Source organism: Chryseobacterium sp. Marseille-Q8038, from assembly GCF_965111995.1.
Map to the genome: position 1 here is coordinate 201,314 of NZ_CBCOPN010000001.1, position 23,495 is coordinate 224,808.

The 23,495-nt window shown below is 35.6% G+C and carries 23 protein-coding genes; 14 read left to right on the forward strand and 9 right to left on the reverse strand.

All coding sequences use genetic code 11. The features are described from left to right. Nucleotides 1–84: 84 nt before the first annotated feature. From ACWPWS_RS00920 to ACWPWS_RS00955, 8 genes are all read left to right on the forward strand, one after another. A complete protein-coding gene (locus tag ACWPWS_RS00920; protein ID WP_454045172.1) occupies nucleotides 85–588 on the forward strand; it encodes a GbsR/MarR family transcriptional regulator in 504 nt (167 codons plus the stop codon). A gap of 156 nt (nucleotides 589–744) precedes the next feature. Further along, nucleotides 745–1,107, forward strand: coding sequence for a hypothetical protein (locus tag ACWPWS_RS00925; RefSeq protein ID WP_454045173.1), 363 nt, complete (start codon nucleotides 745–747; stop codon nucleotides 1,105–1,107). Continuing rightward, nucleotides 1,104–1,928, forward strand: coding sequence for a DCC1-like thiol-disulfide oxidoreductase family protein (locus ACWPWS_RS00930; protein WP_454045174.1), 825 nt, complete (start codon nucleotides 1,104–1,106; stop codon nucleotides 1,926–1,928). Before ACWPWS_RS00925 ends, ACWPWS_RS00930 begins: the two co-directional genes overlap by 4 nt. A 20-nt stretch (nucleotides 1,929–1,948) precedes the next feature. After that, nucleotides 1,949–2,425 carry an SRPBCC family protein gene (locus tag ACWPWS_RS00935; protein ID WP_454045175.1) on the forward strand — a complete coding sequence of 159 codons (477 nt, stop codon included), beginning with the start codon at nucleotides 1,949–1,951 and terminating at the stop codon, nucleotides 2,423–2,425. A 17-nt stretch (nucleotides 2,426–2,442) separates the two neighbouring features. Beyond that, nucleotides 2,443–3,147: a YqjF family protein gene (locus tag ACWPWS_RS00940; protein WP_454045176.1), complete on the forward strand. Its 705-nt coding sequence runs from the start codon at nucleotides 2,443–2,445 to the stop codon at nucleotides 3,145–3,147. A 280-nt stretch (nucleotides 3,148–3,427) separates the two neighbouring features. Then, nucleotides 3,428–4,327, forward strand: a complete 900-nt coding sequence (locus tag ACWPWS_RS00945) for a TIGR01777 family oxidoreductase (RefSeq protein ID WP_454045177.1) — start codon at nucleotides 3,428–3,430, stop codon at nucleotides 4,325–4,327. A 50-nt stretch (nucleotides 4,328–4,377) separates the two neighbouring features. Further along, nucleotides 4,378–5,823: an alpha-L-fucosidase gene (locus ACWPWS_RS00950; RefSeq protein WP_454045178.1), complete on the forward strand. Its 1,446-nt coding sequence runs from the start codon at nucleotides 4,378–4,380 to the stop codon at nucleotides 5,821–5,823. 102 nt (nucleotides 5,824–5,925) lie between these two features. Further along, complete coding sequence (locus ACWPWS_RS00955; protein ID WP_454045179.1) at nucleotides 5,926–8,589, forward strand: glycoside hydrolase family 3 N-terminal domain-containing protein; 2,664 nt, start codon at nucleotides 5,926–5,928, stop codon at nucleotides 8,587–8,589. A gap of 54 nt (nucleotides 8,590–8,643) precedes the next feature. Here ACWPWS_RS00955 and ACWPWS_RS00960 read toward each other — a convergent pair whose 3' ends face one another. Beyond that, nucleotides 8,644–9,525, reverse strand: a complete 882-nt coding sequence (locus tag ACWPWS_RS00960) for a hypothetical protein (protein ID WP_454045180.1) — start codon at nucleotides 9,523–9,525, stop codon at nucleotides 8,644–8,646. Nucleotides 9,526–9,651: 126 nt separating this feature from the next. After that, complete coding sequence (locus ACWPWS_RS00965) at nucleotides 9,652–10,026, reverse strand: hypothetical protein (RefSeq protein ID WP_454045181.1); 375 nt, start codon at nucleotides 10,024–10,026, stop codon at nucleotides 9,652–9,654. 199 nt (nucleotides 10,027–10,225) lie between these two features. Between ACWPWS_RS00965 and ACWPWS_RS00970 the strand changes: the two genes are divergently transcribed. The 3 genes from ACWPWS_RS00970 to ACWPWS_RS00980 all read left to right on the forward strand — a co-directional run bounded on the left by ACWPWS_RS00970 (nucleotide 10,226) and on the right by ACWPWS_RS00980 (nucleotide 13,070). Beyond that, complete coding sequence (locus ACWPWS_RS00970; protein ID WP_454045182.1) at nucleotides 10,226–10,417, forward strand: hypothetical protein; 192 nt, start codon at nucleotides 10,226–10,228, stop codon at nucleotides 10,415–10,417. A gap of 299 nt (nucleotides 10,418–10,716) precedes the next feature. Then, nucleotides 10,717–12,105: a dihydrolipoyl dehydrogenase gene (gene lpdA, locus ACWPWS_RS00975; RefSeq protein WP_105680808.1), complete on the forward strand. Its 1,389-nt coding sequence runs from the start codon at nucleotides 10,717–10,719 to the stop codon at nucleotides 12,103–12,105. A gap of 164 nt (nucleotides 12,106–12,269) precedes the next feature. Continuing rightward, on the forward strand, nucleotides 12,270–13,070 hold the full coding sequence (locus tag ACWPWS_RS00980) for a patatin-like phospholipase family protein (protein WP_454045183.1): 801 nt from the start codon (nucleotides 12,270–12,272) through the stop codon (nucleotides 13,068–13,070). A 125-nt stretch (nucleotides 13,071–13,195) separates the two neighbouring features. On the opposite strand, the gene ACWPWS_RS00985 is transcribed toward ACWPWS_RS00980, so the two are convergent. Continuing rightward, a complete protein-coding gene (locus ACWPWS_RS00985) occupies nucleotides 13,196–13,633 on the reverse strand; it encodes a hypothetical protein (RefSeq protein WP_209783782.1) in 438 nt (145 codons plus the stop codon). 446 nt (nucleotides 13,634–14,079) lie between these two features. On the opposite strand from ACWPWS_RS00985, the gene ACWPWS_RS00990 reads away from it, so the two are divergent. Further along, entirely contained in the window at nucleotides 14,080–16,017 is a 1,938-nt protein-coding gene (locus tag ACWPWS_RS00990; protein ID WP_454045184.1) for an SPFH domain-containing protein, read from the forward strand. A gap of 111 nt (nucleotides 16,018–16,128) precedes the next feature. On the opposite strand, the gene ACWPWS_RS00995 is transcribed toward ACWPWS_RS00990, so the two are convergent. The 5 genes from ACWPWS_RS00995 to ACWPWS_RS01015 all read right to left on the reverse strand — a co-directional run bounded on the left by ACWPWS_RS00995 (nucleotide 16,129) and on the right by ACWPWS_RS01015 (nucleotide 20,093). Continuing rightward, nucleotides 16,129–16,614: a hypothetical protein gene (locus tag ACWPWS_RS00995; protein ID WP_454045185.1), complete on the reverse strand. Its 486-nt coding sequence runs from the start codon at nucleotides 16,612–16,614 to the stop codon at nucleotides 16,129–16,131. 22 nt (nucleotides 16,615–16,636) lie between these two features. Beyond that, nucleotides 16,637–17,356 (reverse strand): ABC transporter ATP-binding protein, encoded by a 720-nt coding sequence (locus ACWPWS_RS01000; protein ID WP_454045186.1) that lies wholly within the window; start codon nucleotides 17,354–17,356, stop codon nucleotides 16,637–16,639. Nucleotides 17,357–17,436: 80 nt separating this feature from the next. Beyond that, nucleotides 17,437–17,997 carry a hypothetical protein gene (locus ACWPWS_RS01005; protein WP_105680800.1) on the reverse strand — a complete coding sequence of 187 codons (561 nt, stop codon included), beginning with the start codon at nucleotides 17,995–17,997 and terminating at the stop codon, nucleotides 17,437–17,439. 343 nt (nucleotides 17,998–18,340) lie between these two features. Next, nucleotides 18,341–19,036, reverse strand: coding sequence for a LytR/AlgR family response regulator transcription factor (locus tag ACWPWS_RS01010; RefSeq protein ID WP_454045187.1), 696 nt, complete (start codon nucleotides 19,034–19,036; stop codon nucleotides 18,341–18,343). Beyond that, entirely contained in the window at nucleotides 19,029–20,093 is a 1,065-nt protein-coding gene (locus ACWPWS_RS01015) for a sensor histidine kinase (protein ID WP_454045188.1), read from the reverse strand. The genes ACWPWS_RS01010 and ACWPWS_RS01015 overlap by 8 nt, the downstream gene beginning before the upstream one ends. 183 nt (nucleotides 20,094–20,276) lie before the next feature. Between ACWPWS_RS01015 and ACWPWS_RS01020 the strand changes: the two genes are divergently transcribed. Beyond that, a complete protein-coding gene (locus ACWPWS_RS01020; RefSeq protein ID WP_454045189.1) occupies nucleotides 20,277–21,392 on the forward strand; it encodes an acyltransferase family protein in 1,116 nt (371 codons plus the stop codon). Nucleotides 21,393–21,675: 283 nt separating this feature from the next. Here ACWPWS_RS01020 and ACWPWS_RS01025 read toward each other — a convergent pair whose 3' ends face one another. Then, on the reverse strand, nucleotides 21,676–22,713 hold the full coding sequence (locus ACWPWS_RS01025) for a serine hydrolase domain-containing protein (protein WP_454045190.1): 1,038 nt from the start codon (nucleotides 22,711–22,713) through the stop codon (nucleotides 21,676–21,678). A 111-nt stretch (nucleotides 22,714–22,824) separates the two neighbouring features. Between ACWPWS_RS01025 and ACWPWS_RS01030 the strand changes: the two genes are divergently transcribed. Then, a complete protein-coding gene (locus tag ACWPWS_RS01030) occupies nucleotides 22,825–23,337 on the forward strand; it encodes a hypothetical protein (RefSeq protein ID WP_454045191.1) in 513 nt (170 codons plus the stop codon). Nucleotides 23,338–23,495 lie beyond the last annotated feature (158 nt).

The following is a 23,495-nucleotide window of genomic DNA, read 5'->3' on the forward strand; positions in this document are numbered from 1 at the left end:
AACCTTTTAAAATTAATTTTCAAAAATTATTGAAAATTCAAAAAATATAATTACATTTGTTACAGAAATTAAAAGTGAAACACAATGCAACTTTCAGAAGCAAAAGAAAAATACATTCAGACCTGGGGAACCTTTGCTACCAATTGGGGAATCAACCGTACGATGGCGCAGGTACATGCATTGCTTTTGGCTAGTGGCAAACCCCTTTCTACCGATGAAGTAATGGAGCAGCTGGAGATTTCAAGAGGAAATGCCAATATGAATCTTCGTGCCCTGATAGACTGGGGAATTGTGAAAAAGGAATTTGTGAAAGGAGACCGTAAAGAATATTTCGTGGCAGAAAAAGATGTCTGGTATCTTTTCAAACAGATTACCAAAGAACGCAGAAAGAGAGAAATTGAACCTGTAATTTCTTTTTTGGAAGAATTAAAAAATATTGAGGATAAAGACTCGGAAGAAGCTAAAGAGTTTATTAAGCTGATGAATGACTTCAGTTCTGTAACCGGAAAAATCAACAATATTATGGATCTGGCAATTAAAAGTGATGACCACTGGCTGGTAGGGAAGATTACCAATCTGTTGAAATAGAAAACTGAAAGAGGATGAAAATCCTTTTTTATTTCAAACTAACTTTCAAAAATTACTGAAAATATAAAATTAACAATAAGTATGAAAAATTTAATCATCCACCTGTTCCTGATTATTTATTTCAGAAGAAAAGGATCACTTTAAACAGTTATTACCATGAAAACATTTGCAAAATATGATTATTATATTCAGCTGTTTTTTATAATAATAGGACCTCAGGCTTTTTTATTTGGTGGTTTGTCGGGATTTGTTCTGTTTTATTTTATAGTAGGAATTCCGCAAATGATAAGTTTCCTGATCAAACTGTTTTTTAAAACAAAAAAGTCAGCACTGTATATCGCGTATGGAATTGTAATAGCACCGGTCTGGATTATTGTAACCATTTTGTTTACAGAGAAACATATCAATGACTTTTTTGGATATGTTCTAATGGCCGCTCTTTTATACAGCCCTGTGATGGCCGCGGCATATGTTTATGATTGCTACACTACTTATGAACCTTATAAATCACAATTATGAAAACGCTCAAAAATCACACATTAATCTACGACAATGAATGCCCAATGTGTAATCTCTATTCCAAAGGTTTTACAAAATGTGGAATGCTGGATGAAGATGGAAGAGAAGCATTTACAGAACTCTCAGGCAGAAATAAAAGCCTGATCGATTTCAATCGGGCGAAAAATGAAATTGCATTGGTAGACCACACCAAAAATGAAGTTGTGTATGGTTTAGACAGCCTGCTTCTCATCATTGGAAACTCTTTTCCATGGCTGGTAAAAATGGTTCGTATAAAACCTCTGTATTGGTTTTTTCGAAAACTGTACTCCTTTGTTTCTTATAACCGGAAACAGATTATTCCTTCCCCAAAAGATCATACAGAACAATCCTGCATTCCGGATTTTAACCTGAAATACAGAATGGCATACATCAGCTTTGTTGTTATTTTTTCAGCCTATATCTTAAGCCTGTTTTCTGATAAACTAAACTTGAATTTAGAAAGGAATTTCCTGAGAGAATTTGCAGTTTGTCTTGGTCAGATTGTTTGGCAGACTCTCTTTTTAAAAACTTATCTCAAAGGTAAAATCTGGGATTATCTCGGAAATATGATGACTGTTTCCTTCATCGGGACTTTACTTTTAATTCCTGCTCTGATAACCAGTTTTACTCCTGTTTTTTACATGATTTACTTTGGAATTGTAGTATTGATCATGTTTCTGGAACATATAAGAAGATGCAGAATACTTAAACTGAACTTTCTGCCTACGATCTCTTGGATATTGTTTAGAATAACGGCACTGGCCATCATTATTCTGACCACCATTGAATTTAAAATTTAAAAAACTTAACACCTCTGAAAATGTCAACAATCTATTTAAATACAGTAATCAACGCAGATATTCACTATGTTTTTGATCTGGCCAGGAATATTGATCTGCACCAGCAATCCACCTCAAAAACCAATGAAAAAGCAATTGAAGGACGTACTTCAGGGCTGATTGAAGAAAATGAAACTGTAACCTGGCGGGCAAAACATCTGGGAGTGTATCAAAACCTTACCACAAAAATTATCAGCATGGAAAAACCTATTCAGTTCATAGATATCATGCAGAAAGGAGCTTTCAAGTCTATGCGCCATCGGCATATTTTTAAATCCGTAAACGGGAAAACATTGATGACCGATATTTTTGAATTTGAATCTCCGCTCGGCATCATAGGAAAATTATTCAATGCCATTTTTCTCAGAGGATACCTTAAAAATTTCCTGCTCAAAAGAAATGAACTGATCAAAACCATTGCAGAATCTTCTACCTATGACGGAATAGCCATTTTTTAACCCTAAAACACAGAATTATGAACTTTTTAAAAGCAGAATGGCGAAAACTGGCCATCATCAATTACGAAATTGATCCTGATATTTTATTGCCCTACCTTCCAAAAGGAACAGAACTCGATTTTTATAAAGGCAAATGCTACGTAAGTCTGGTCGGATTCATGTTTTTAAATACCAAACTCTTAGGATTTCCCATTCCTTTTCACCGGAATTTTGAAGAAGTGAACCTAAGATTTTATGTCAGAAAAAAAGAAAATAGAATCTGGAAAAGAGGAGTGGTATTTATCAAAGAAATTGTTCCCAAACCTGCATTGAGCCTGGTTGCAAATTCTATTTACAAAGAGAATTATCACACGATGCCCATGAAAAACCAGATCCATGTAAATAAAGATGAACTGCTGATCCGGTATTCATGGAAAGATAAAAACTGGCATTCTATTCAGATAATGGCGGAGAACACGCCAAAACCTATGGAAGAAAACTCTGAATTTGAATTTATCACAGAACATTATTTTGGATTTACCAAAAAAGAAAATACAACCTCCGAATACGAAGTATGCCATCCAAAATGGAAATGCTACACCATAAAAGAATACCAGTTGGAAGTTGATTTTCAAAAGATTTACGGAACTGATTTTGAATGTCTGAACCATCAACAGCCTGTTTCAGTAATGTTGGCCGAAGGCTCAGAAATCCAAGTCAAAACCAAAAAATATATCAGCTGAAAAAGCAAAAAACACAAAACCTTCCTATCCACAAATATCCGTGAGAACATATAATATGGAACCACAAAAGTCACAAAAGATAAGCATTTAAGTGATATTAAGAACATATCTTACGCAGAAGAAGTACACATAAGTTTATAAAAATCTTTGATTTTTTTCTTAAAAGTTTACAGCGTTTAAAATAAGATAGATCTCATCACAAGCATCTGTGAAAATCTGCGAAATCTGTGGGAAAACCTTAAACCTTGAACTTTAAACCTTGAACCTTAAACTTTAAACAATGAAAATAATCATAGCCGGAGGCACCGGATTCCTTGGAGAAAACTTAGAAAAATATTTTACAGAAAAGGGTGATCAGGTATACATTCTGACCCGTAATCCTCAACGTAAAAATGAAATCTATTGGGATGCACAAACAATAGGTGAATGGAAAAATAGCCTGGAAAAAGCAGATATTCTGATCAACCTTACAGGAAAATCTGTAGATTGCCGGTATCATGAGAAAAATAAACAGGAAATCTATTCCTCAAGAATGGACAGTACAAGGATATTACAGAAAGCTGTAGATCAATGTTTTGATCAACCAAAAATTTGGCTGAATGCCAGTTCTGCAACCATTTACGTTCATTCTGAAAAACATCTCAATACAGAAGAAAACGGAATTATTGGGGATGACTTTTCCATGAATATCTGCAAAAGCTGGGAAAAAGAGTTTTTTACAGTCAAAAATGAAGAAATACGAAAAGTAGCCCTTCGAACTTCTATTGTTCTTGGGAATGGCGGTGGTGCTTTTCCAAAACTGAAAATGATTACCAGGATGGGTTTAGGGGGAAAACAGGGAAGAGGGAATCAAATGGTAAGCTGGATTCATATTGAGGATTTTTGCAAAGCTGTGGACTGGATTATTCAGCATGAGAATATTTCAGGAACTGTTAATATAACGGCTCCGGCTCCGGTTTCCAATGAAAATATGATGAGAAAACTGAGGGAAAAAATGAACGTTCCTTTTGGACTTAATGCTCCAGTCTGGCAATTGGAAATCGCATCTGTATTCCTGAATACAGAAACCGAATTACTGTTGAAAAGCCGAAACGTTTACCCGGAGAGACTCCAAAAAAGTGGATTTCAGTTTTTATATCCGGAATTTGATAATGCTCTTCTTAATCTATTGGAATCCTAATGTTTGTAGGTTTCCCAAAGGATAATTAAATTAGCGGAAAACTATTCCATATGTTGGTTATATCCAAAATAAAACCTTTTTTCCTTTCATCCTTTTTTATAAGTTCAATCGTATTTTCGCAGGCCCACAATGTATCCGATGGCTATCAGAAACCTACAGACCCTTTGGTTGTTCAGAATCTGGACCAATGGCAGGATCTGAAATTTGGATTGTTTATGCATTGGGGAACCTACAGCCAGTGGGGAATTGTTGAAAGCTGGAGCTTATGTCCGGAAGACGAATCATGGACGCAGAGAAAATCTGAGCACGGAAAATCTTACTATGAATATGTGAAAAATTATGAAAATCTTCAAACGACTTTCAATCCCGCTCAGTTCAATCCTCAAAAATGGGCTGATGCAGTAAAAAAGGCCGGAATGAAATATGTGGTTTTTACCACCAAACATCACGATGGTTTTGCCATGTTTGATACCCAACAGTCGGAGTATAAGATCACTTCTTCCAAAACACCATTTTCAAAAAATCCAAAATCTGATGTAACGAAAGAGATTTTCAACACTTTCAGAAAAGAAGGATTTAAAATAGGGGCTTACTTTTCAAAACCGGACTGGCATTCCGATGATTACTGGTGGTCTTACTTTCCACCCAAAGACAGGAATGTGAACTATGATCCGAAGAAATATCCGGAAAGATGGGAGAGTTTTAAAAAGTTTACTTTCAATCAGCTCAATGAAATCACGTCCAATTATGGTAAAATTGATATTCTTTGGCTGGATGGCGGCTGGGTACGTCCTTTTCATACTATAGATCCAAAAGTAGAATGGCAGCGCACCATCAAAGTAGAACAGGATATTGATATGGATAAGATCGGAACAATGGCAAGAAAAAATCAACCTGGAATTATCATTGTAGACCGTACCGTTCCCGGAAAATGGGAAAACTATGTTACCCCTGAGCAGGCTGTTCCGGAACACGCTCTTTCCATTCCCTGGGAAAGCTGCATCACAATGGGAGATTCCTTTTCCTATGTTCCCAATGACAACTATAAAACCTCTCAAAAGATTATTGAAACTCTGGTGAAAATCATTTCAAGAGGTGGAAATTACCTCATGAATATTGCTCCGGGACCTAATGGTGATTATGATTCCATCGTTTATGAAAAATTGCAGCAGATTTCCAGCTGGATGGAGAAAAACCAGACTGCTGTTTTTGCCACAAGAACTATTGCTCCTTATCACGAAGGAAATTACTATTACACTCAAAGTAAAGATCATAAGACGGTAAATGTTTTCCATCTGGATGAACAATCAGAATATAAAGCTCCTTCAATACTTACTTTTTCCCTTCCGGAAAATTTTAAACCAAAATCTTTGAAAATATTAGGTATTTCCTCAAAAATTCAATGGAAAAAAACACCTGAAAATACCATTGAAATTACATTACCCGAAGAAAGAAAAAATCTGAAATATGCAACTGTAATTCAAATAATGCAATAGTTGAATTGATGACTCATATTTATATTATAGTTCCAAGTCTTGAACTTTTGGTTCTTTTGCTTCAAGGTAAAAGAACAGATTTTAAACTAAATTATTCTTGAGATGTATTTTAAACTTCGATGTAAAACTATAGGAATTTTCTTGTTGAGCTCAGTATTTATCTCTGCTCAGAAACCGTTATATAAAGATCCCAAACAACCCATTGAAACCAGAGTTCAGGATCTGCTGAAGAGAATGACTCCTGAGGAAAAATTCTGGCAGTGCTTTATGATTCCCGGAGATCTGGATCATGTTCCGAAAGGACAATATTTCCATGGGATTTTCGGATTACAGGTAAGTGCCGGAAATCAGGGCGGTGGTGCAGCGGGACAGCTGTTGAAATATAATGCCAGTGAAGATGCAGAGAGATTGGTTAAAAAAATCAATGCCATTCAGAAATATTTCGTAGAAGAATCAAGATTGGGAATTCCCATTATTCCTTTTGACGAAGCTTTACATGGATTGGTTCGGGAAGGAGCTACAGCGTTTCCGCAGGCTATTGGATTAGCGGCCACTTTCAATCCGGAATTGATGACTCAGGTTTCATCAGCCATTGCAAAAGAATCAAAACTGAGAGGAATTCGTCAAATTCTGACACCAGTAGTCAACCTGGCCAATGATGTAAGATGGGGAAGAACAGAGGAAACCTATGGTGAAGATCCCTTTTTAACTTCTGTAATGGGAGTAAGCTTTGTCAGTTCATTTGAAAATCAGGGAATTATTACCACACCCAAGCACTTTTTAGCCAATGTAGGAGAAGGAGGAAGAGATTCATACCCGATCCATTGGAGCAAAAGATATTTGGAAGAAACCCATTTGATCCCTTTTTACAATGCCTTTACACAAGGAAAAAGCCGTTCGGTGATGACTTCCTATAATCTGCTTGATGGGAGACCTTCAACGGCCAATCACTGGCTGCTAACAGAGAAATTGAAGAAGGACTGGAATTTCAAAGGTTTTGTTATTAGTGATGCCAGTGCAGTAGGAGGAGCGAATGTCTTACATTTTACAGCAAAAGATTATGATGATGCTTCTGCACAGGCAATAAATGCAGGGCTTGACGTGATTTTTCAGACAGAATATAAACATTACGAACTCTTTATACCTCCTTTTCTGGATGGAAGAATCTCAAAAGAAAGAATTGATGATGCTGTTTCAAGAGTATTGAGAGCCAAATTTGAACTTGGATTATTTGAAAATCCCTATGTTTCATCCAGGGATATTGAAGAATTAAAGAAACTTAATCACAAACCTTTGACAGAAAAAACGGCTGCGGAATCCTTTGTTCTGCTTCAGAATAATAACCACACACTTCCAATTCCTGCAAATGTAAAAAAGCTTCTGATTGTGGGTACAGATGCAGTGGATGCAAGGTTAGGCGGTTACTCAGGGCCAGGGAACAAGAAAGTTAATATTCTGGATGGTCTTAAAAATTATACTAAAGCTAAGGATATTGAAATCATGTATTCAAAAGGGATTGACTGGAATGTAAAAGATTTTGCAACGGTTTCCCATGAATATTTATCTTTTGAAAACAAGAAAGGATTAAAAGGAATGTATTTCTCCAATACGGATGTAAAAGGAAATCCGGCATTCGAAAAACAGGATGAACAGGTTAATTTCAAATGGACCTTATACTCACCTGATCCTGAAAAACTCCAGCCTGATGAATATAGTGTTCGCTGGACAGGAAAACTGGAAGCTCCGGATTCAGGGAAATACCAATTGGGATTGCGTGGGAATGATGGTTTCAGGCTATATCTGGATGGGAAATTAGTTATTGATCAATGGGAAAAGTTGAGCTATTCTACAAAAACGGTTGATGTAGATTTTGTGAAAGGAAAAAAATATGACATTAAGATTGAATTCCATGAAAATCGTGGTGAAGCCAATCTGGAACTGATCTGGAATTACGGTCTGCATGATTATCAGAAAGATTGTAAAGAAGCTTTGAGCCTTGCTCAGAATGCAGATTACATTATTGTTACTGCCGGAATTCACGAAGGAGAATTTCAGGATCGTTCATCACTAAGTCTTCCCGGAAATCAGGAAACATTCATTCATGAAGTTTCAAAACTAAATAAACCCACCACAGTTGTTTTGCTAGGTGGATCAGCCATCAAAACAACAGCCTGGAAGGATAAAGTAGGAGCTATCTTAGACATCTGGTATCCGGGGGAAGAAGGTGGAAATGCCGTTGCAAAAACACTTTTCGGAGCAGAGAATCCATCCGGGAAATTACCAATAACATTTCCTACTGAAGAAGGCCAGCTTCCTTTAACTTATAATCACCATCCTACAGGAAGAGGAAATGACTATTATGATCTGAGTGGTGAGCCATTGTATCCGTTTGGCTTTGGTTTAAGTTATACCACCTTTGAAATTTCCGGGTTACAGCTGGATAAAACCAACTATTCAGAAAATGAAACCATTATGGCTAAAGTCAATGTGAAAAATACAGGGTCAAAAGCGGGAAGCGAAGTGGTTCAGCTGTATGTGAAAGACGTATTGGCTTCTGTTTCCAGACCGGTTATTGAGCTCAAAGGATTTCAGAAAGTAGCATTGCAGCCCGGAGAATCCAAATCTATTACCATTGAAGTTCCCATAAAACACTTACAGTTTCTGAACGAAAAAATGGATTGGACTGTAGAAAAAGGAACCTATAGGATCATGGTTGGAAACTCATCCAAAAGCCTTCCTTTAAAGCAGAATATTGAAGTTTTATAAAGTAAAAAAGAGCAGAAATTTCTGCTCTTTTTATATATCTGTTCTAGAATTTGCTTAGTATTTTCTAGCCAATAGAACGTTCAGTAAGAATGTTCCTGTCCAGTTACTGTTATTAGATCCGTTATTTCCGATAAAATCTATACGGGCCACAGATACAGTAAGTCTTGTTCTTCCTGCAGTACCATTATTGGCAAGGCTTACAAAAGACGCTGTAAATACATCCGGGAAACTTGAATTATTTCCTGCAGTAAGGATGGGGTACATATTGTTAACGTTGAACGGAGTGCCCTGATATTCATAAACCAAGGTCATTCTGCTGGCATTGGCATACGTGGCAGTGTGAGCATTATCTACAGATGTTTTACTAATGATCCACCATCTGTCGTTTGCTGCTCCTGTATCATAACCTGCATTACCATGAGCGGTCCAGTCAGCAACAGGTGCGGTTCCTAGTCTATGAGGAGGAATGAGAACTTGTGTACCATAAATTTCCACGTTGCTCGGTTTTGGAAGAACGGTAAAAGATAAATCCCATGTTCCACCAGTTGTATTGCTGTTGTTTACTACCTCAGCATAGGCCCCTGTAGGAATCATAAAAGAAGCAACAGGAGTGTTGTCAATTCTTAAGGTATTTCCACTGGAAGCCTGTAGCGTAATCGCATTTGGCGAAATATTTTTGATCTTATAAATTCTCCCTGTAAAACTTGTTGTTCCGGTTCCGATGACGGGAAGAGTAAATGTAGCATCGGCCGTTCCATTATAAGTAATATAATGATCGGTCGTCAGAATACTATAAGTAGTGGCTGTGACTTCGCTATATCCAGCCCTTAAGGAACCATTTACGGCAAGCGTACTGTTAGGGGTTGTTGTATTAATACCTACTTGTGCAGTTAAGGGAACAGCGGCGAATAAAAGAATCGAGATGTATTTTTTCATATTGTATAAAATTGGGTTTAAACAAAAATATAAAAAAAAATAGCTAAAAATCAACTGAAACTGAATATTTTACATATTTTTATTTTAATTCACTTTTAAGGGATAGGAGTTGTTTTACAAAAAAATCTAAATCAATCTGCAGGGAACGTCCAAATCTTCCGTGAGGTAATAGCTGGAGCAAAGGCGGTGATATCCATCCGCAATGATGAGTTCATTTTCCCCTCTCACCAATAATATCGGTGAAAGTTTTTTATTTTTTTCTACTTTTTTCAGGTTTTCCTTCACATGAATATTCGTTTCAGGAAGCAGAGAAAGTTTACTGGCTCTTAAAATGTCTTTCGATTTTTTGATGAGGGTAGGAGCAGCCTTTAATTTTTCAACCATTTTTTGTGCTTCACCGGGCGGGAAAAGAAGTTCAAGATAGTCCTGTGCTGCAGGAAAATCATGATCTTCCGGTTCCTTCAGCCAGATATTGTCTTTGGTCAGATCATTTTTTTTCATAGTTTTTATAAGTACTTGTTTAAAAGATAAATAAATGTATGAAAAATAGACCATTACCAGAGTCATTTATTTCAAATCAATCCTCAATTGGATATGCATTTTCTTTTCTTTGAAAAAAATATTGGTATGATATATGTAAGATTTATCATGAACCGGAATGAATTTAATTAATTGAAAATCATTCGAAAATAAGAATATTATGAAAAAGTTATTAATTTCAACAGTATTGTTACTAGGCTTATCAATGAATGTTTCAGCTCAAAAACATCCGCCAGTTCCTCCACATCCTTCAAAAAGTGAATTGGTGAATATTAAAATGCAGGACTTACCAAAAAATATAATACAGAGAAAAAACTCATTCTTAATCACCCTCTTGCTACCAAGCAGATGAAGAGAGATCAGATGAAAGCCTTAAACGAAAGATATGCGGCTGAAAAACGATTACTTAGACAGGCAAAATAATACAGAATTTTTGCGGTTATTAAAATAAGAAAATCCGTTTTTTATATTTTAAATTTTGAGAAGTTTTCAATGTAAAAGAAAATTTATTGAAAGAGAATACGTTTTGTGTTCTCTTTCTTTGTGTAAAATTGAATGAAAATAGCTTTATTGATGCATTTTAAGATCAGTTTACAGAAACATGAAACATCCAATATTTTTCCTTAAATTCGCATAAAAATTTTTAAAGTAATGAATTACGATATTATTGTCATTGGAAGTGGTCCTGGTGGATATGTTACTGCGATCAGAGCAGCGCAATTAGGTTTCAAAACCGCAATTATCGAGAAAGAAAATTTAGGAGGAATCTGCCTTAACTGGGGATGTATTCCCACTAAAGCTTTATTGAAATCTGCTCAGGTTTTTCATTATATCAACCATGCTGAAGATTATGGTTTAAATAAAGTGGAGGCAAGCTTTGAATTCCCGAATGTAATTCAGAGAAGCCGTGGTGTTGCCAGCAAAATGAGCAAAGGAATCGAATTCTTGATGAAAAAGAATAAGATTGACGTAATTCTTGGTACTGCAAAAGTACAGAAAGGTAAAAAAGTTTCTGTTACAGATAAAGAAGGAAAAGTAACTGAATATACAGGTACTCACATCATTATCGCTACAGGTGCTCGTTCAAGAGAATTACCAAACTTACCACAGGATGGTAAAAAAGTAATCGGATACAGACAGGCATTATCTCTTCCTGAGCAGCCGAAATCTATGATCGTTGTAGGTTCTGGAGCTATCGGGGTAGAATTTGCTGACTTCTATAACACAATGGGAACTAAAGTTACTGTTGTTGAATTTATGCCAAACATCGTACCTGTAGAAGATGAGGAAATCTCTAAACACTTAGAGAAATCTCTGAAAAAGACAGGAATTGAGATCATGACAAACGCTTCTGTAGAAAGTGTTGATACAACAGGGGAAGGTGTGAAAGCTACTGTGAAAACAGCTAACGGAACCATCACTCTTGAAGCTGATATCTTATTATCTGCTGTAGGTATTGCTGCTAATATCGAAAACATCGGATTAGAAGAAGTAGGAATCCAGACAGATAAAGGAAGAGTATTGGTAAACGAATGGTATGAAACTTCAGTACCTGGTTACTATGCCATCGGAGATATCATCCCAACTCAGGCATTGGCTCACGTTGCTTCTGCAGAAGGAATCACTTGTGTTGAGAAAATTAAAGGAATGCACGTTGAGAAAATTGACTATGGCAATATCCCTGGATGTACATACTGCCACCCTGAAGTAGCTTCTGTAGGTCTTACTGAAAAGCAGGCTAAAGAAAAAGGATATGAAATCAAAGTAGGTAAATTCCCTCTTTCTGCAAGTGGTAAAGCTACTGCAAACGGAAACACAGATGGATTTATCAAAGTGATTTTCGATGCTAAATACGGTGAGTGGTTAGGATGCCACATGATTGGTGAAGGCGTAACTGATATGGTTGCTGAAGCTGTTGTTGCCAGAAAATTAGAAACTACAGGTCACGAGATCATCAAATCTATTCACCCGCACCCAACAGTTTCTGAAGCAATTATGGAAGCTGCTGCTGCTGCGTATGGTGAAGTGATTCACATTTAATTCTGAAATTAACAGAAATCTATAATATAAAAGCCCGGAGAAATCCAGGCTTTTTTTGTTTAAATAAATCTATAAAACCATTGATTTTATTAAAATAATTTTAAAATTAGCATATTTATAAAAATTAACTTATTTATCTCAGGCTGTTTTCATACATTTATTCTATGAATTTTGAGAGAGTAGGACTTGTTTTATCAGGCGGCGGTACCAAAGGAATCGCTCATGCAGGAGTATTAAAATTCTTACAGGAAAAAGAAATTGAGGTTGACATCCTTTCCTGCTGTAGCGCAGGGTCTATTGTAGGCTGCCTTCATGCCATCGGAAAAACTCCGGAAGAAATTCTGGAATTCTTCAATTCCATATATTTTTTCAATTGGAAGCATTTTACATTCAATCAGCCGGGACTGGTTTCTTCGGTGATCTTCAGAAACTATCTGAAACCTATCTTCCACGAAATGAAATTGGGAGATCTTGATATCGAAGTGAAAATTGTAGCAACCGAATTAGTAGCAGGAACCCAGAAAATTTTTGATAAAGATTTTGAAATTGTTGATGCAGTCATTGCTTCATGCTCTATTCCGGGAATTACGACCCCTTACATCATTGGTGAGGAAATGTACTGTGATGGAGGAGTTCTGAATAATTTTCCTGCAGATATCATCAGAGAAGATTGTGATAAACTGATTGGTGTATTCGTTTCTCCACCTAACGAAGCGAAGATCAAAGACCTGAACTCTATTAAAGCAATCGTTTCGCGTTCTTACGACCTTCTTTCCTACAGAATTGAAAAAGTAAAATTCGATTACTGTGACTGGTTCATTTCCTCTCAAAAATTATCTTCTTACGGAACTTTTGAACGCAGAAAAGACAGATTGGAGCAGATCTTCAATATCGGTTACCAGGCAGCAAAAGAAAGCTATGAAGAAAGCACCTTTTTTACAGAATTGAGACAATCCGGAACATAAAAAAATCCTGTATCAATCAATACAGGATTTTTATTTTATAAGAGTGGAAAACGGTTTTGAGTTCTTAAAGAGAAGTTATAGAAGGACGATAACAACTTCCAGCTTCTCACCTCCATCTTCCAGCTTTAATTTTTTACCACGTATCCGTCCTGACGTACAATCTCACGGTCGTTAGCATCATTTACAACCAAAGTATAAGGTGCTTTTTTCGCAGAATCTGTAAGATAATTTCTCCAAACCTGATAGCTGTGTCCCTCATTGTTGAAGTTGATGTAATAATTTCCTCCTGTACCGTCAGGGATCAGTTCGCCATCACTGATGATCATGCTTGGTTTAGCCGTAATCTTTGCATTGGCATTCCATGATTGATAAAGGTACTTGCCATTTGGCTGCTTGTCTATTCTGATTTTGAACTTTTTGGTTTTGATAATAACGGTCTTCGGTACCTGCTGAAGCACGGAAGAAGTTATAAAACGGTCTGTTTTCGGATTCGGAACCTCTTTGGCATACACAAATGAAAACTGAGCCAGGCAGAAAGTCCCTAATAAAATGTGCTTTATCATATTGAGTGGTTATTGGTTAACATTTCAGAGTCTATCAAATATAGCGCCATATTTCAATCAAAAAAAAGAATACAGGATGTCGGAAAGAAATTTTTGAGATGGACAGAGGTCTGTTTATAGAAATAATTGTATTGATTTTCAATAGGTTATTATTTTGAATGTGAAATATTGCCAATTTTTAAAACAACTGAATACTTTTCTTCTGTACATTTGTACCATCAAAGGATCTCGTTCCTTTATTATCAAAATGAAACTAATTAACTTTAAGTTTTTTCTATTAAAAGTATCAGAAATCATCTTCACGATTTTTAATACTTCCCCTCCAGTAATTTCTTAATTTTTTCGAAAGAATTATCATTTAATTCATACTCTGCTCATTCGTATTCTGAAGAGCCAGAGCACAATCCCTGTTTTAAAATTTAATCAAAAAACAAAAACAACAAACTATGGAATTAACTTTTCATGGCTGGATGATTCCGGCTGTAATTGCGCTTTTGTGCGTATTTTTTTACAAATTTATTTTAAGAATTTTCTTTGGATTAATCATTGTTCCTCAGGACAGAATTGGTTTGGTTACCAAAAAATTTGTGTTAATGGGCGAGCAGGAACTTCCTGAAGGAAGGATTATAGCAACCAACGGAGAAGCGGGCTTTCAGGCTCAGACATTGGCTCCCGGGGTGTATTTTAGAAAATGGATATGGCAATATTCTATCGATTTTCAACCCTTTACAGTGATTCCGACGGGTAAAATAGGATTATTACTGGCAAAAGATGGTGTAGAATTGGAAACCGGAAGGATTCTGGCCAGAAAAGTTGACTGTGATTCTTTTCAGGATGCTGAGGCCTTTTTAAAAAACGGTGGAAGAAAAGGCCGTCAGACTGCTATTGTTGCTCCAGGATCTTATAGAATTAATACATTATTATTTGAAATAGAATTAACGGATATGACTCAGATTCCCGACAATGCAGTGGGAATTATCACAACAATGGAAGGAAGTCCTTTAGAAGAAGGGCAGATTGCAGGTAAAATTATCAATGACCATAATAAGTTTCAGGATGTTGACACTTTTTTAAATAGCGGAGGATATAAAGGTCTTCAGGAGCAGGTAATTCTGGCTGGGTCTTACTTTCTGAATCCCTGGTTTACAAAAGTGGAAATGGTGAAAATGACGGAAATTCCGATTGGCCATGTTGGGGTTATTATCAGCTATGTGGGAGAAGAAGGAAAAGATTTAAGCGGTGTTGATTTTAAACATGGAAATATCGTTGAAAAAGGTCATAAAGGAGTTTGGGCAGAGCCTATTGGTCCAGGAAAATATCCAATCAATCCTTATATTATGAAGGTTGAACTTGTTCCTACCACCAATTTGGTATTGAACTGGGCTTATGAAAGAAGCGAATCTCACCAGCTGGATAAAAACCTTTCCACCATTACGGTGCGTAGTAAAGACGGTTTCCCTTTCAATCTGGATGTTTCACAAATTATTCATATTCCGACTTATGAAGCCCCAAAAGTCATTGCCCGTTTTGGAAATATGATCAATCTTGTAAGTCAGGTTTTAGAGCCTACTATTGGAAATTATTTTAGAAATTCAGCGCAAGACAGTGATGTGATCGCATTTCTGGGAACGCGAAAAGAAAGACAGCAATCGGCCAAAGATCATATCAGCAGTGTTTTGGAACAATATAATGTAAATGCTGTTGATACTTTAATTGGCGCCATTGTTCCTCCGGAAAGTTTAATGAAAACATTAACAGACAGAAAACTGGCGGAAGAACAGAAAATTACTTACGAAACCGAAATGTTGGCGCAGGAAACACGTCAGGCTCTGGAAAAAGAAACGGCCGTTGCCGATATGCAGAAGGAAATTGTAAAAGCAGATCAGGGGGTTGTAATTGCGGAAAGAATTGCTGATGCATCGGTGAAAAAGGCTACCGGAGATGCTAATTCTGTAAGACTGCAGGCGAATGCCGAAGGTGATCGATTGAAGCTTCTGGCAACCGGGGAAGCGGAAAAAACAAGACTTCTTGCAAAAGCCGAAGCAGAAAAGATAGAACTGCTGGCCAGAGCAAGTGCTGAGCAGATTTCATTAACTGGTAATGCTGAAGCAGAGAAGATTCTGGCCATTGGTAAATCGAATGCGGAATCCTACAAATTATCTGTAGAAGCAATGGGCGGAAATAATTTTACCCAATTGAAAATCATGGAAAATATTGCCAGTCAGAATGTAAGAATTATGCCTGAAGTATTAATCGGAGGAAACGGAGATTCAGCGAATGGAGGAATCAGCGGACTTTTAGGACTTCAGCTCCTGGAACAGGTGCAAAAGAAAAATGCTGAAACAGTTGCTGTAATGGAAGAAAAAACAGATAACAATTCTTAACAGAAAGGCTTAAATGATTTTAAGGTAAGAGTTGCTTTACATTAAAGACAAAAAGTAAAACAAAAAGCTCCAAAATATTTTGGAGCTTTTTGTTTTAAATAATTACAGTAGTTATTTAAATATTTCTTTGAATTCATCAATATAAGATAACTTCTCATAGCCTAAGTACTTAAAATTTCCTTGAATGTGATTTTTTATCTTAAAATAATTTTTATGATAGAATTGTGATATTTTTACAATTTTATTTCCTGCTTTATATAGATAAAGATACTCGTAAGTTCCTCCTTTACCTGTCAAATGGCTATATTTCCAACCTTCAATTTCAGAAATTGAATAAATTTTAGTTAGAATTCCAAAAAATCTTTTTACAACAATTTCATTTTTGTTGATTGTTACATTGATACATTTTGTTCTTAGTTCTCCAAATACTATTAGAAACGAAAAAATAAGTATGCTTGGGATAAATATTCTTGGAAATAATGGTGTATTATAATTTTCTGTAATAATGATCCCAGGGATAACTAATATAATAAGATATAAAAAAGGAATTAACAATAAAGGTATCAAAAATGCTTTAAAAGTAAATTTTGTCTTCATTATTACAAAATAATACTCTTAATTAATCTTTAAGTTCAGACTGAAAATTCTGTGTATAACTAGCAAAAGCCTCTTCCAGACTTTCAAATTTACCTTTAAATTCATCAATAGGGCAGTCCTGAAGAATATTTCCTTTATGAATCAGAATCACTCTGGAACAAAGCGCTTCCACTTCCTGCATGATGTGCGTAGAAAGTAAAACTGTTTTTTCCTGACCAATTTCTTTTACCACATTACGGATTTCAATAATCTGGTTGGGATCCAGACCATTGGTAGGTTCATCAAGAATCAGTAAATCAGGTTGATGAATAATAGCCTGAGCAAGCCCTACACGTTGTTTGTATCCTTTAGACAGCTGGCCAATCTTTTTAGATTTTTCAGGGGTAATTCCTACCAGTTCAATCACCTCATCTACTCGGGATTCCGGGATTTTGTGGATATTGGCAACAAACTGAAGGTACTCTTTTACATACATCTCCAGATAAAGCGGATTGTTTTCAGGAAGGAAACCTATTTTCTTTTTGCTTTCGATCTCACGTTCAGCAATATTCAAGCCGTTGAAAATGATTTCACCCTGATCAATTTTCAGTGCACCGACAATAGATTTCATCAGGGTAGATTTTCCGGCACCGTTTGGGCCAAGTAGACCGATGATCTCATTTTTATCAATAGAAATGTTGATGTTGTCAAGGGCAGTTTGTTCACCAAATTTTTTGGTTAAATTGATTATCTGAAGCGGCATAAGTTTTACGATCTTTCTGCAAAAATAAAATAAAAAAACTCATCCGATAGAATGAGTTTCGCAATATTTATAAAATATAATTATTTTCTTGATTTTTTCTTAGCACCACCTGAGGCAGGAGTTGCTGTAGAGGCTGTATTGGCAGCTCCTTTAGTTGCAGCAGGATTTATACTGGCAGGTTTGTCATACATGGTATATTTCCCATTGGTTCGTCCAAAGATTTTTTCCACCTGCTTTTGGTTTAAAAACTGAGATTTTCCAATGTATTTTCTGTTTTTGTTGATCACCTGGATAAATTGCATGGTTTGTTGGCCATAGTTTTTTTCATAATGAAGTTCAATAATATCATTAGGAAGTTCCAAAACAACATTCTCATCAGGAGTGGAGATGAAGCCATCCATAATAAGTTTATATAATCCGGCAACATCTCCATTAAGGTTTTGGAATGAAAAAGATCGGATTGTATTCAGGTTAGCAGTGTTCAGATCCTGGTAATTGACTGTAAATTTATCTTCCTTTTTATATAAACCAACGGAATTATCTTTACCAATTTCCACCAAACTTTCATTTTTCAACACTTTGATCTGTGAGAAAACTGAAATACCGAACATACATGTAATAAGTAGAATTATTTTTCTCATGGAATGAATTTTAATGTTTTATAAACTTGGTGCACATAAATTTAATCATAAAAAAGCTAAAAAGCAATTTTATTCGTAAAGCAAAAGTAACATTTTTTTTTAATATTTATAAGGGATTATCTGCTGATGCTATGGATTTCATTGTTTATACAAAGAATTGTTAATCATGGGTTTGATCCTGTTTTCTGAAAATGTGGTGATTTCTATTTGTGATAGATTTGTGCTCCTTGAGGGGATGTAATGCGTTGAAAAACAGATTGAAAATTACCCAAGCATGTTTGGATGAAAAATTAATTTTAAATAATTATTAACAAAGAGGTTTTGTGAATTAAAATTAAAGAAACTACAACAGTTTGTTTTTAGAAACCGCAGCTGTAAAGGCATCGAATTCTTGTTTATAGCTTCTGCCAACAGGGATTTGATATTTATTGACAATCAATTCATTATTATTAAAAGCCGTAACAAAAGCAATATTGACGATAAAGGATCTGTGAATTCTTACAAAACCTCTACCCGATAAAGTTTTTTCCAGATCCGTAATTTTACTTTTTGAAATACAGCTTTCCTGGTTCGTTAGGACAATTTTAATATCGTTTCCCTGGCTTTCAAAATATACGATCTCAGAAAGGAAAAGTTTACGGTGCATTCCCTCTGTTTTAATGAGGATGAAATCTTCTTTATGGTCAACGGTATTTCTCAACAGGCGCTCTACAGCTTTGAAAAAACGTTCGAAGGTAATAGGCTTCAGGAGATAATCTACAGCTTCGAGTTCGAATCCTTCAATAGCAAAATCGCGATAGGCTGTGGTGAAAATGGTTTTAGGCTTTTGAGGCAGTGATTTCAAAAAATCGATACCATTAAGATGAGGCATTTGTATGTCCAGAAACATAAGGTCAACAGATTGGTTTTGCAGTAATTTATAAGCCTGCATAGCATTTTCTGCTTTTCCTGTAAGTTTCAGATCGTCAATCTTGGAGATATGGTTTTCCAGTAATGATGCGGCTAAAGGCTCGTCATCTACAATAATGCAGTTAATCATAATGGGAAGGCGTTGTTATTTCAACTTTAAAAATATTATTTTCCTGTGAGATCTGAAAAGTAAAATGTTCCTGATAATGATAGTGAAGCTGTCTTTTTATATTTTGCAATCCGATCCCTTTCTCATGAGATGTGGATGAATCTGAGAAGGTATTTTCAATTTTAAAAACAGAATGCTGAGGATTCGTTTCTATTTCAATCGTTATTTCCGTTGTATCTGAACTTTTTCCTGCTCCATGTTTAAAAGCATTTTCTACCAGAGTGAGATAAAGCAGTGGCGGAATGGTATTCGCCGATTGTAAGACGGTGTTCAGGTTAATTTTTAATCTTTCATCATGATATCGAAGTTTTTCCAATGCAATATAATGATTAATAATATCCAGTTCATCAGAAACCTGCACCCACTTTTTTTGTCCTTTGTATAAAATATAATCCAGAATATCCGAAAGCTGGCTGATGGATTGGGATGTTTTATCAGAATGGCTGATGGACAGAGAGTAGATATTATTCAAAGTATTAAAGAGAAAATGAGGGTTGAGCTGAGATTTGAGAGATTGCAGTTCCAGCTCTGTTTTTTCCTTTTGAAGTTTGATGGTACGTTCCTTTTCATCTTTATACCGGATGATAAACATGATTGAGATAAAGATAAATGCCCCGCTGATAATGGGAAAAGTGTAGTGAAGTAAAAGATAAGGAATATCTGTGGCAATATTGAAAATACTGTCCTTAACTTCATTGGTGAAAAGAGGTTCTGCGAGATAAACAATAAAAAACCGGTTAATAACAGAAATAACATACAGACTAAGAAGAAGGGACAGTACAAATTCCAGGTACTTTTTCCGGTCAAAGAAATGACGGATCAGGATGAAATAAATAAAATTGGCTCCGGCAATCTGGAAAATCCAATGACAAAAATTGTAGATGATCACTTCTTTAAAAGCTCCTTCGTTATATTCTCCATACATTCTTGCGGTTCCAAACAAAAATAAGGCAGTCCAGAAAAACAGCTGGAAGTATAGGTTTTGTCTGATCAGATTTTCTGATGGGGTTTTCATCATCCTCAAAAATATAAAATCTTAAGTTACCTCAGAGAAATACGATGTTAATGGCTTTAAAATAATGACGGATAACATCATTTACGGTGCAAAAGGAATATTTTACTGTTGATCCTGAATGTTATGCTGTCTGGATTCTATATAACAAAGCAGTTTGAAATTTGTCAACATTTGTACAAAAAAATAATGACGGAACGTTCTGAAAGGCTTTATGGATTGGATCATCTGAGAGCCGCTGCTATTTTACTTGTATTCATGTACCATTACCGGGTATTTAAACATCCGGACTGGATCGACAGTATCGGAAAGTTCGGATGGACAGGAGTGGATCTCTTTTTTGTTTTGAGCGGTTTCCTGATCTCCGGTCAGCTGTTTAAAGAAATAAAAAATACGGGAGAAATCGGTTTGAAAACATTCTATACAAAACGGTTTTTCAGGATTTTTCCAGCCTATTTTTTTACCCTTTTTCTCTACTTTACTTTTCCTTTTTTCAGGGAACGGGAGGCTTTATCGCCTTTGTGGAAGTTTGTAAGTTTTACCCAAAATTACGGACTGGATGTTATCAATCGCGGAACATTTTCCCATGCGTGGTCCTTATGTATTGAAGAGCAGTTTTACCTCATTCTTCCTTTATTACTTTTAATCTTACTTCTAATAAAACGGTTCAAATATCTGCCTTATCTGATGATAGTCGTGATTGGATTATCTTTTATGACAAGATGGATGGTGTGGAATCAATGGATTGCAGCAATGGATCCAAATTCTACAGATTTCTGGAAATTATGGTATATGAAAATATATTATCCTACTCATACAAGGCTGGATGGACTTGGGGTAGGAGTCCTGATCGGGTATCTCATGCAGCATTCATCCCTGTTTAAAAGAATAGTGGAACACAATGGAAATAGACTTTTCTTTTTTGGAATCATACTGTTGGGAATTTCATTCTGGGTGTGTAACGAGCAGGCTTCTCAAACAGCTTCTGTTTTTGGATTTACACTGGTGGCTGTAAGTTATGGATTGATTCTTATGGCAGCGGTTTCCCCATCCTCTTTTCTGTATCGCTCAAAGTCTTATCTTACTGCTCAGCTGGCTGCTTTATCCTATGCTGTTTATCTTTCGCATAAAGGAATTATTCATATGGTACAGGAATGTTTTGATTATTTTAAACTTGAAACTTCAGATAATATAAGTCTTCTTGTATGTCTTTTCGCTTGTCTTCTGGGCAGCTTGGTCTACAGATTTATGATAGAAAAACCTTTCTCTGTTCTTAAAACAAAGGCTTTAAAAAGAATTGTATAATATCTACCATCTTCGGGATAGATGTCAAAAATTGTAAAAAGTATTATCCTTGCTAAAAATCTTTGATTTTTTTTGCGCCTTAAAAAATATAATATTAAAAAAACTTTGCGCCTTTGCGATTTTCCAAAAAAACATAAATAGGAAAGGTTTAGTTGGAAAATCGCAAAGGCGCAAAATGGTATTAATAAAATTGTTATAAGGCGCAAGGATTTTATCTGCGATAAAATTGAATGCTGTGTATTTTGAAATCTTTGACAGATCCTTTATAAAACAATTTTTTGACTTACTTAGAAGTTATTGCTTTCAGCACTGTATTTTTTATCGCAGCTTCTTTAAAACTCCAGTATTGACTGTCTTTAGGCATCTGGTTTTCCAGAATGACCAATGTAGTATCTGTGGAAGGAAAATAGACATTAAGACAGGTAAACCCATCACCAAGCCCTGTTACTGCAAAATAATCCAGACCGCCTTCTTTGATAAACCTCACATTATACCCAAATCCCATGCTTTCTTTTCCAAATACATTATGCTGAGAAGTTGTGGATGAGGTCATCATCTGTTTCTGGAATTCCGGAGAAAGCAGTTTTCCTTTAAATAGTGCCAGATCCCATTTTGCCAGATCCTGTACAGTGGAAATGATCCCTGCTGCAGAAGCATTATCATTGTTCAGAAATGACTGTTGTACTTTTTCAAACTGATTGTTTTCGTTTATATAACCGGGAACATGAGATTGAGTATTCTGGGGATTATACACAAAAGTTTGATCCATTTTAAGCTTTTTAAAGAGAGGATTTGCTAATTCTGCAAAGCTTTTTCCGGTTGTATTTTTAAGAATTTCTCCCAGCATTATATAGGAAAGGTTGCCATATTTGAACTGGGAACCTGCCTTAAAAGCTGTGGGTTTCTCTGTATTTGTAATTCCATGAGTATGATTCAGGAGATGATGTATTGTAACTGTATCTGCCCAGGTTTGGGTAAGAGCAGGAAGATATTTTTTAATAGGAGTATGAAGGTTCAGTTTTCCCTGTTCAGCAGCCTGTAAAATCAACACAGCGGTGATTTGCTTTGAATTGGACATGATTTCAAACTGGTCATCCGTTTTCAACGGAGTTTTTTTCTCAAAATCTTTATAACCATTGGATTTCAGATACTGTATTTTTCCTTTCTGAGCAACTAAGACAACGCCGTTGAATTGTATCGGACTGGATGCTGTGATAATACTGTCGATTTTATGAGTATAGGTGTCTTTTTTCTGAGCTGTTGCGGTAATAGATAACAGGGTGGAAAACAAGCCTGTGAAGAATAGTTTTGTTTGGGTCATTATTGTTTTTTTGTTATTGGAAAAAAGTAAAGGGTAAAAAATAAATAGGATTCCAAATATATGTATTTCCTGTTTTTCTTTTATTCTAAATATTTTAATAATTTAGTTTCCATGAAAATTAAAACTATTAGCCTTTCTATCATTTTTTTGTCTATTATTTCCTGTAAAAAAGACAAAGAATATCCGAAATATGTTGAGCTGCAATCCGGAGGTGGAGTATATTCCTTGTATATAAAAGACGGAACCTTCGAATTTTTAAAAACGGAACATATAAGCTATGATCAGATTTCAACAGCTCCATTTTCAGAAGGAAAATATGAGATATCAGGAGATGAGCTTATTCTAAACAGCAATAAAGGAAAAAAGTATACTTTCAAAATAGGGAATGAAGCAGAACTGATTCCTGAAAAATTGGATTCTTTAAAAGATTTGCAAGGTTTGTTTCCCATCCAGATTCTTCACCATAACAAAATGCCGAAAGAAATGGGACGTCTGGATTCTTTAGGAAGAAAAAATGCTTTATGGCTTTATTTCAACGAAAAAGGAAAGATCATCAACCAGCGGTTGTATAAAAATGGTGAGCTGATAAAAGATAATTATAAGTCTGATATTATTATAAAATAAATAATTTGCAAGAGACTTGGAAATAAACAGTATTCAATTTTATCGAAGATAAAATCCTTGCGTCTTATAGTAACCTTCTTGATAGAATTTTGCGTCTTTGCGTTTTCCAATTATACCTTTCTTATTTGTATTTTTTTGAAAACGCAAAGACGCAAAGC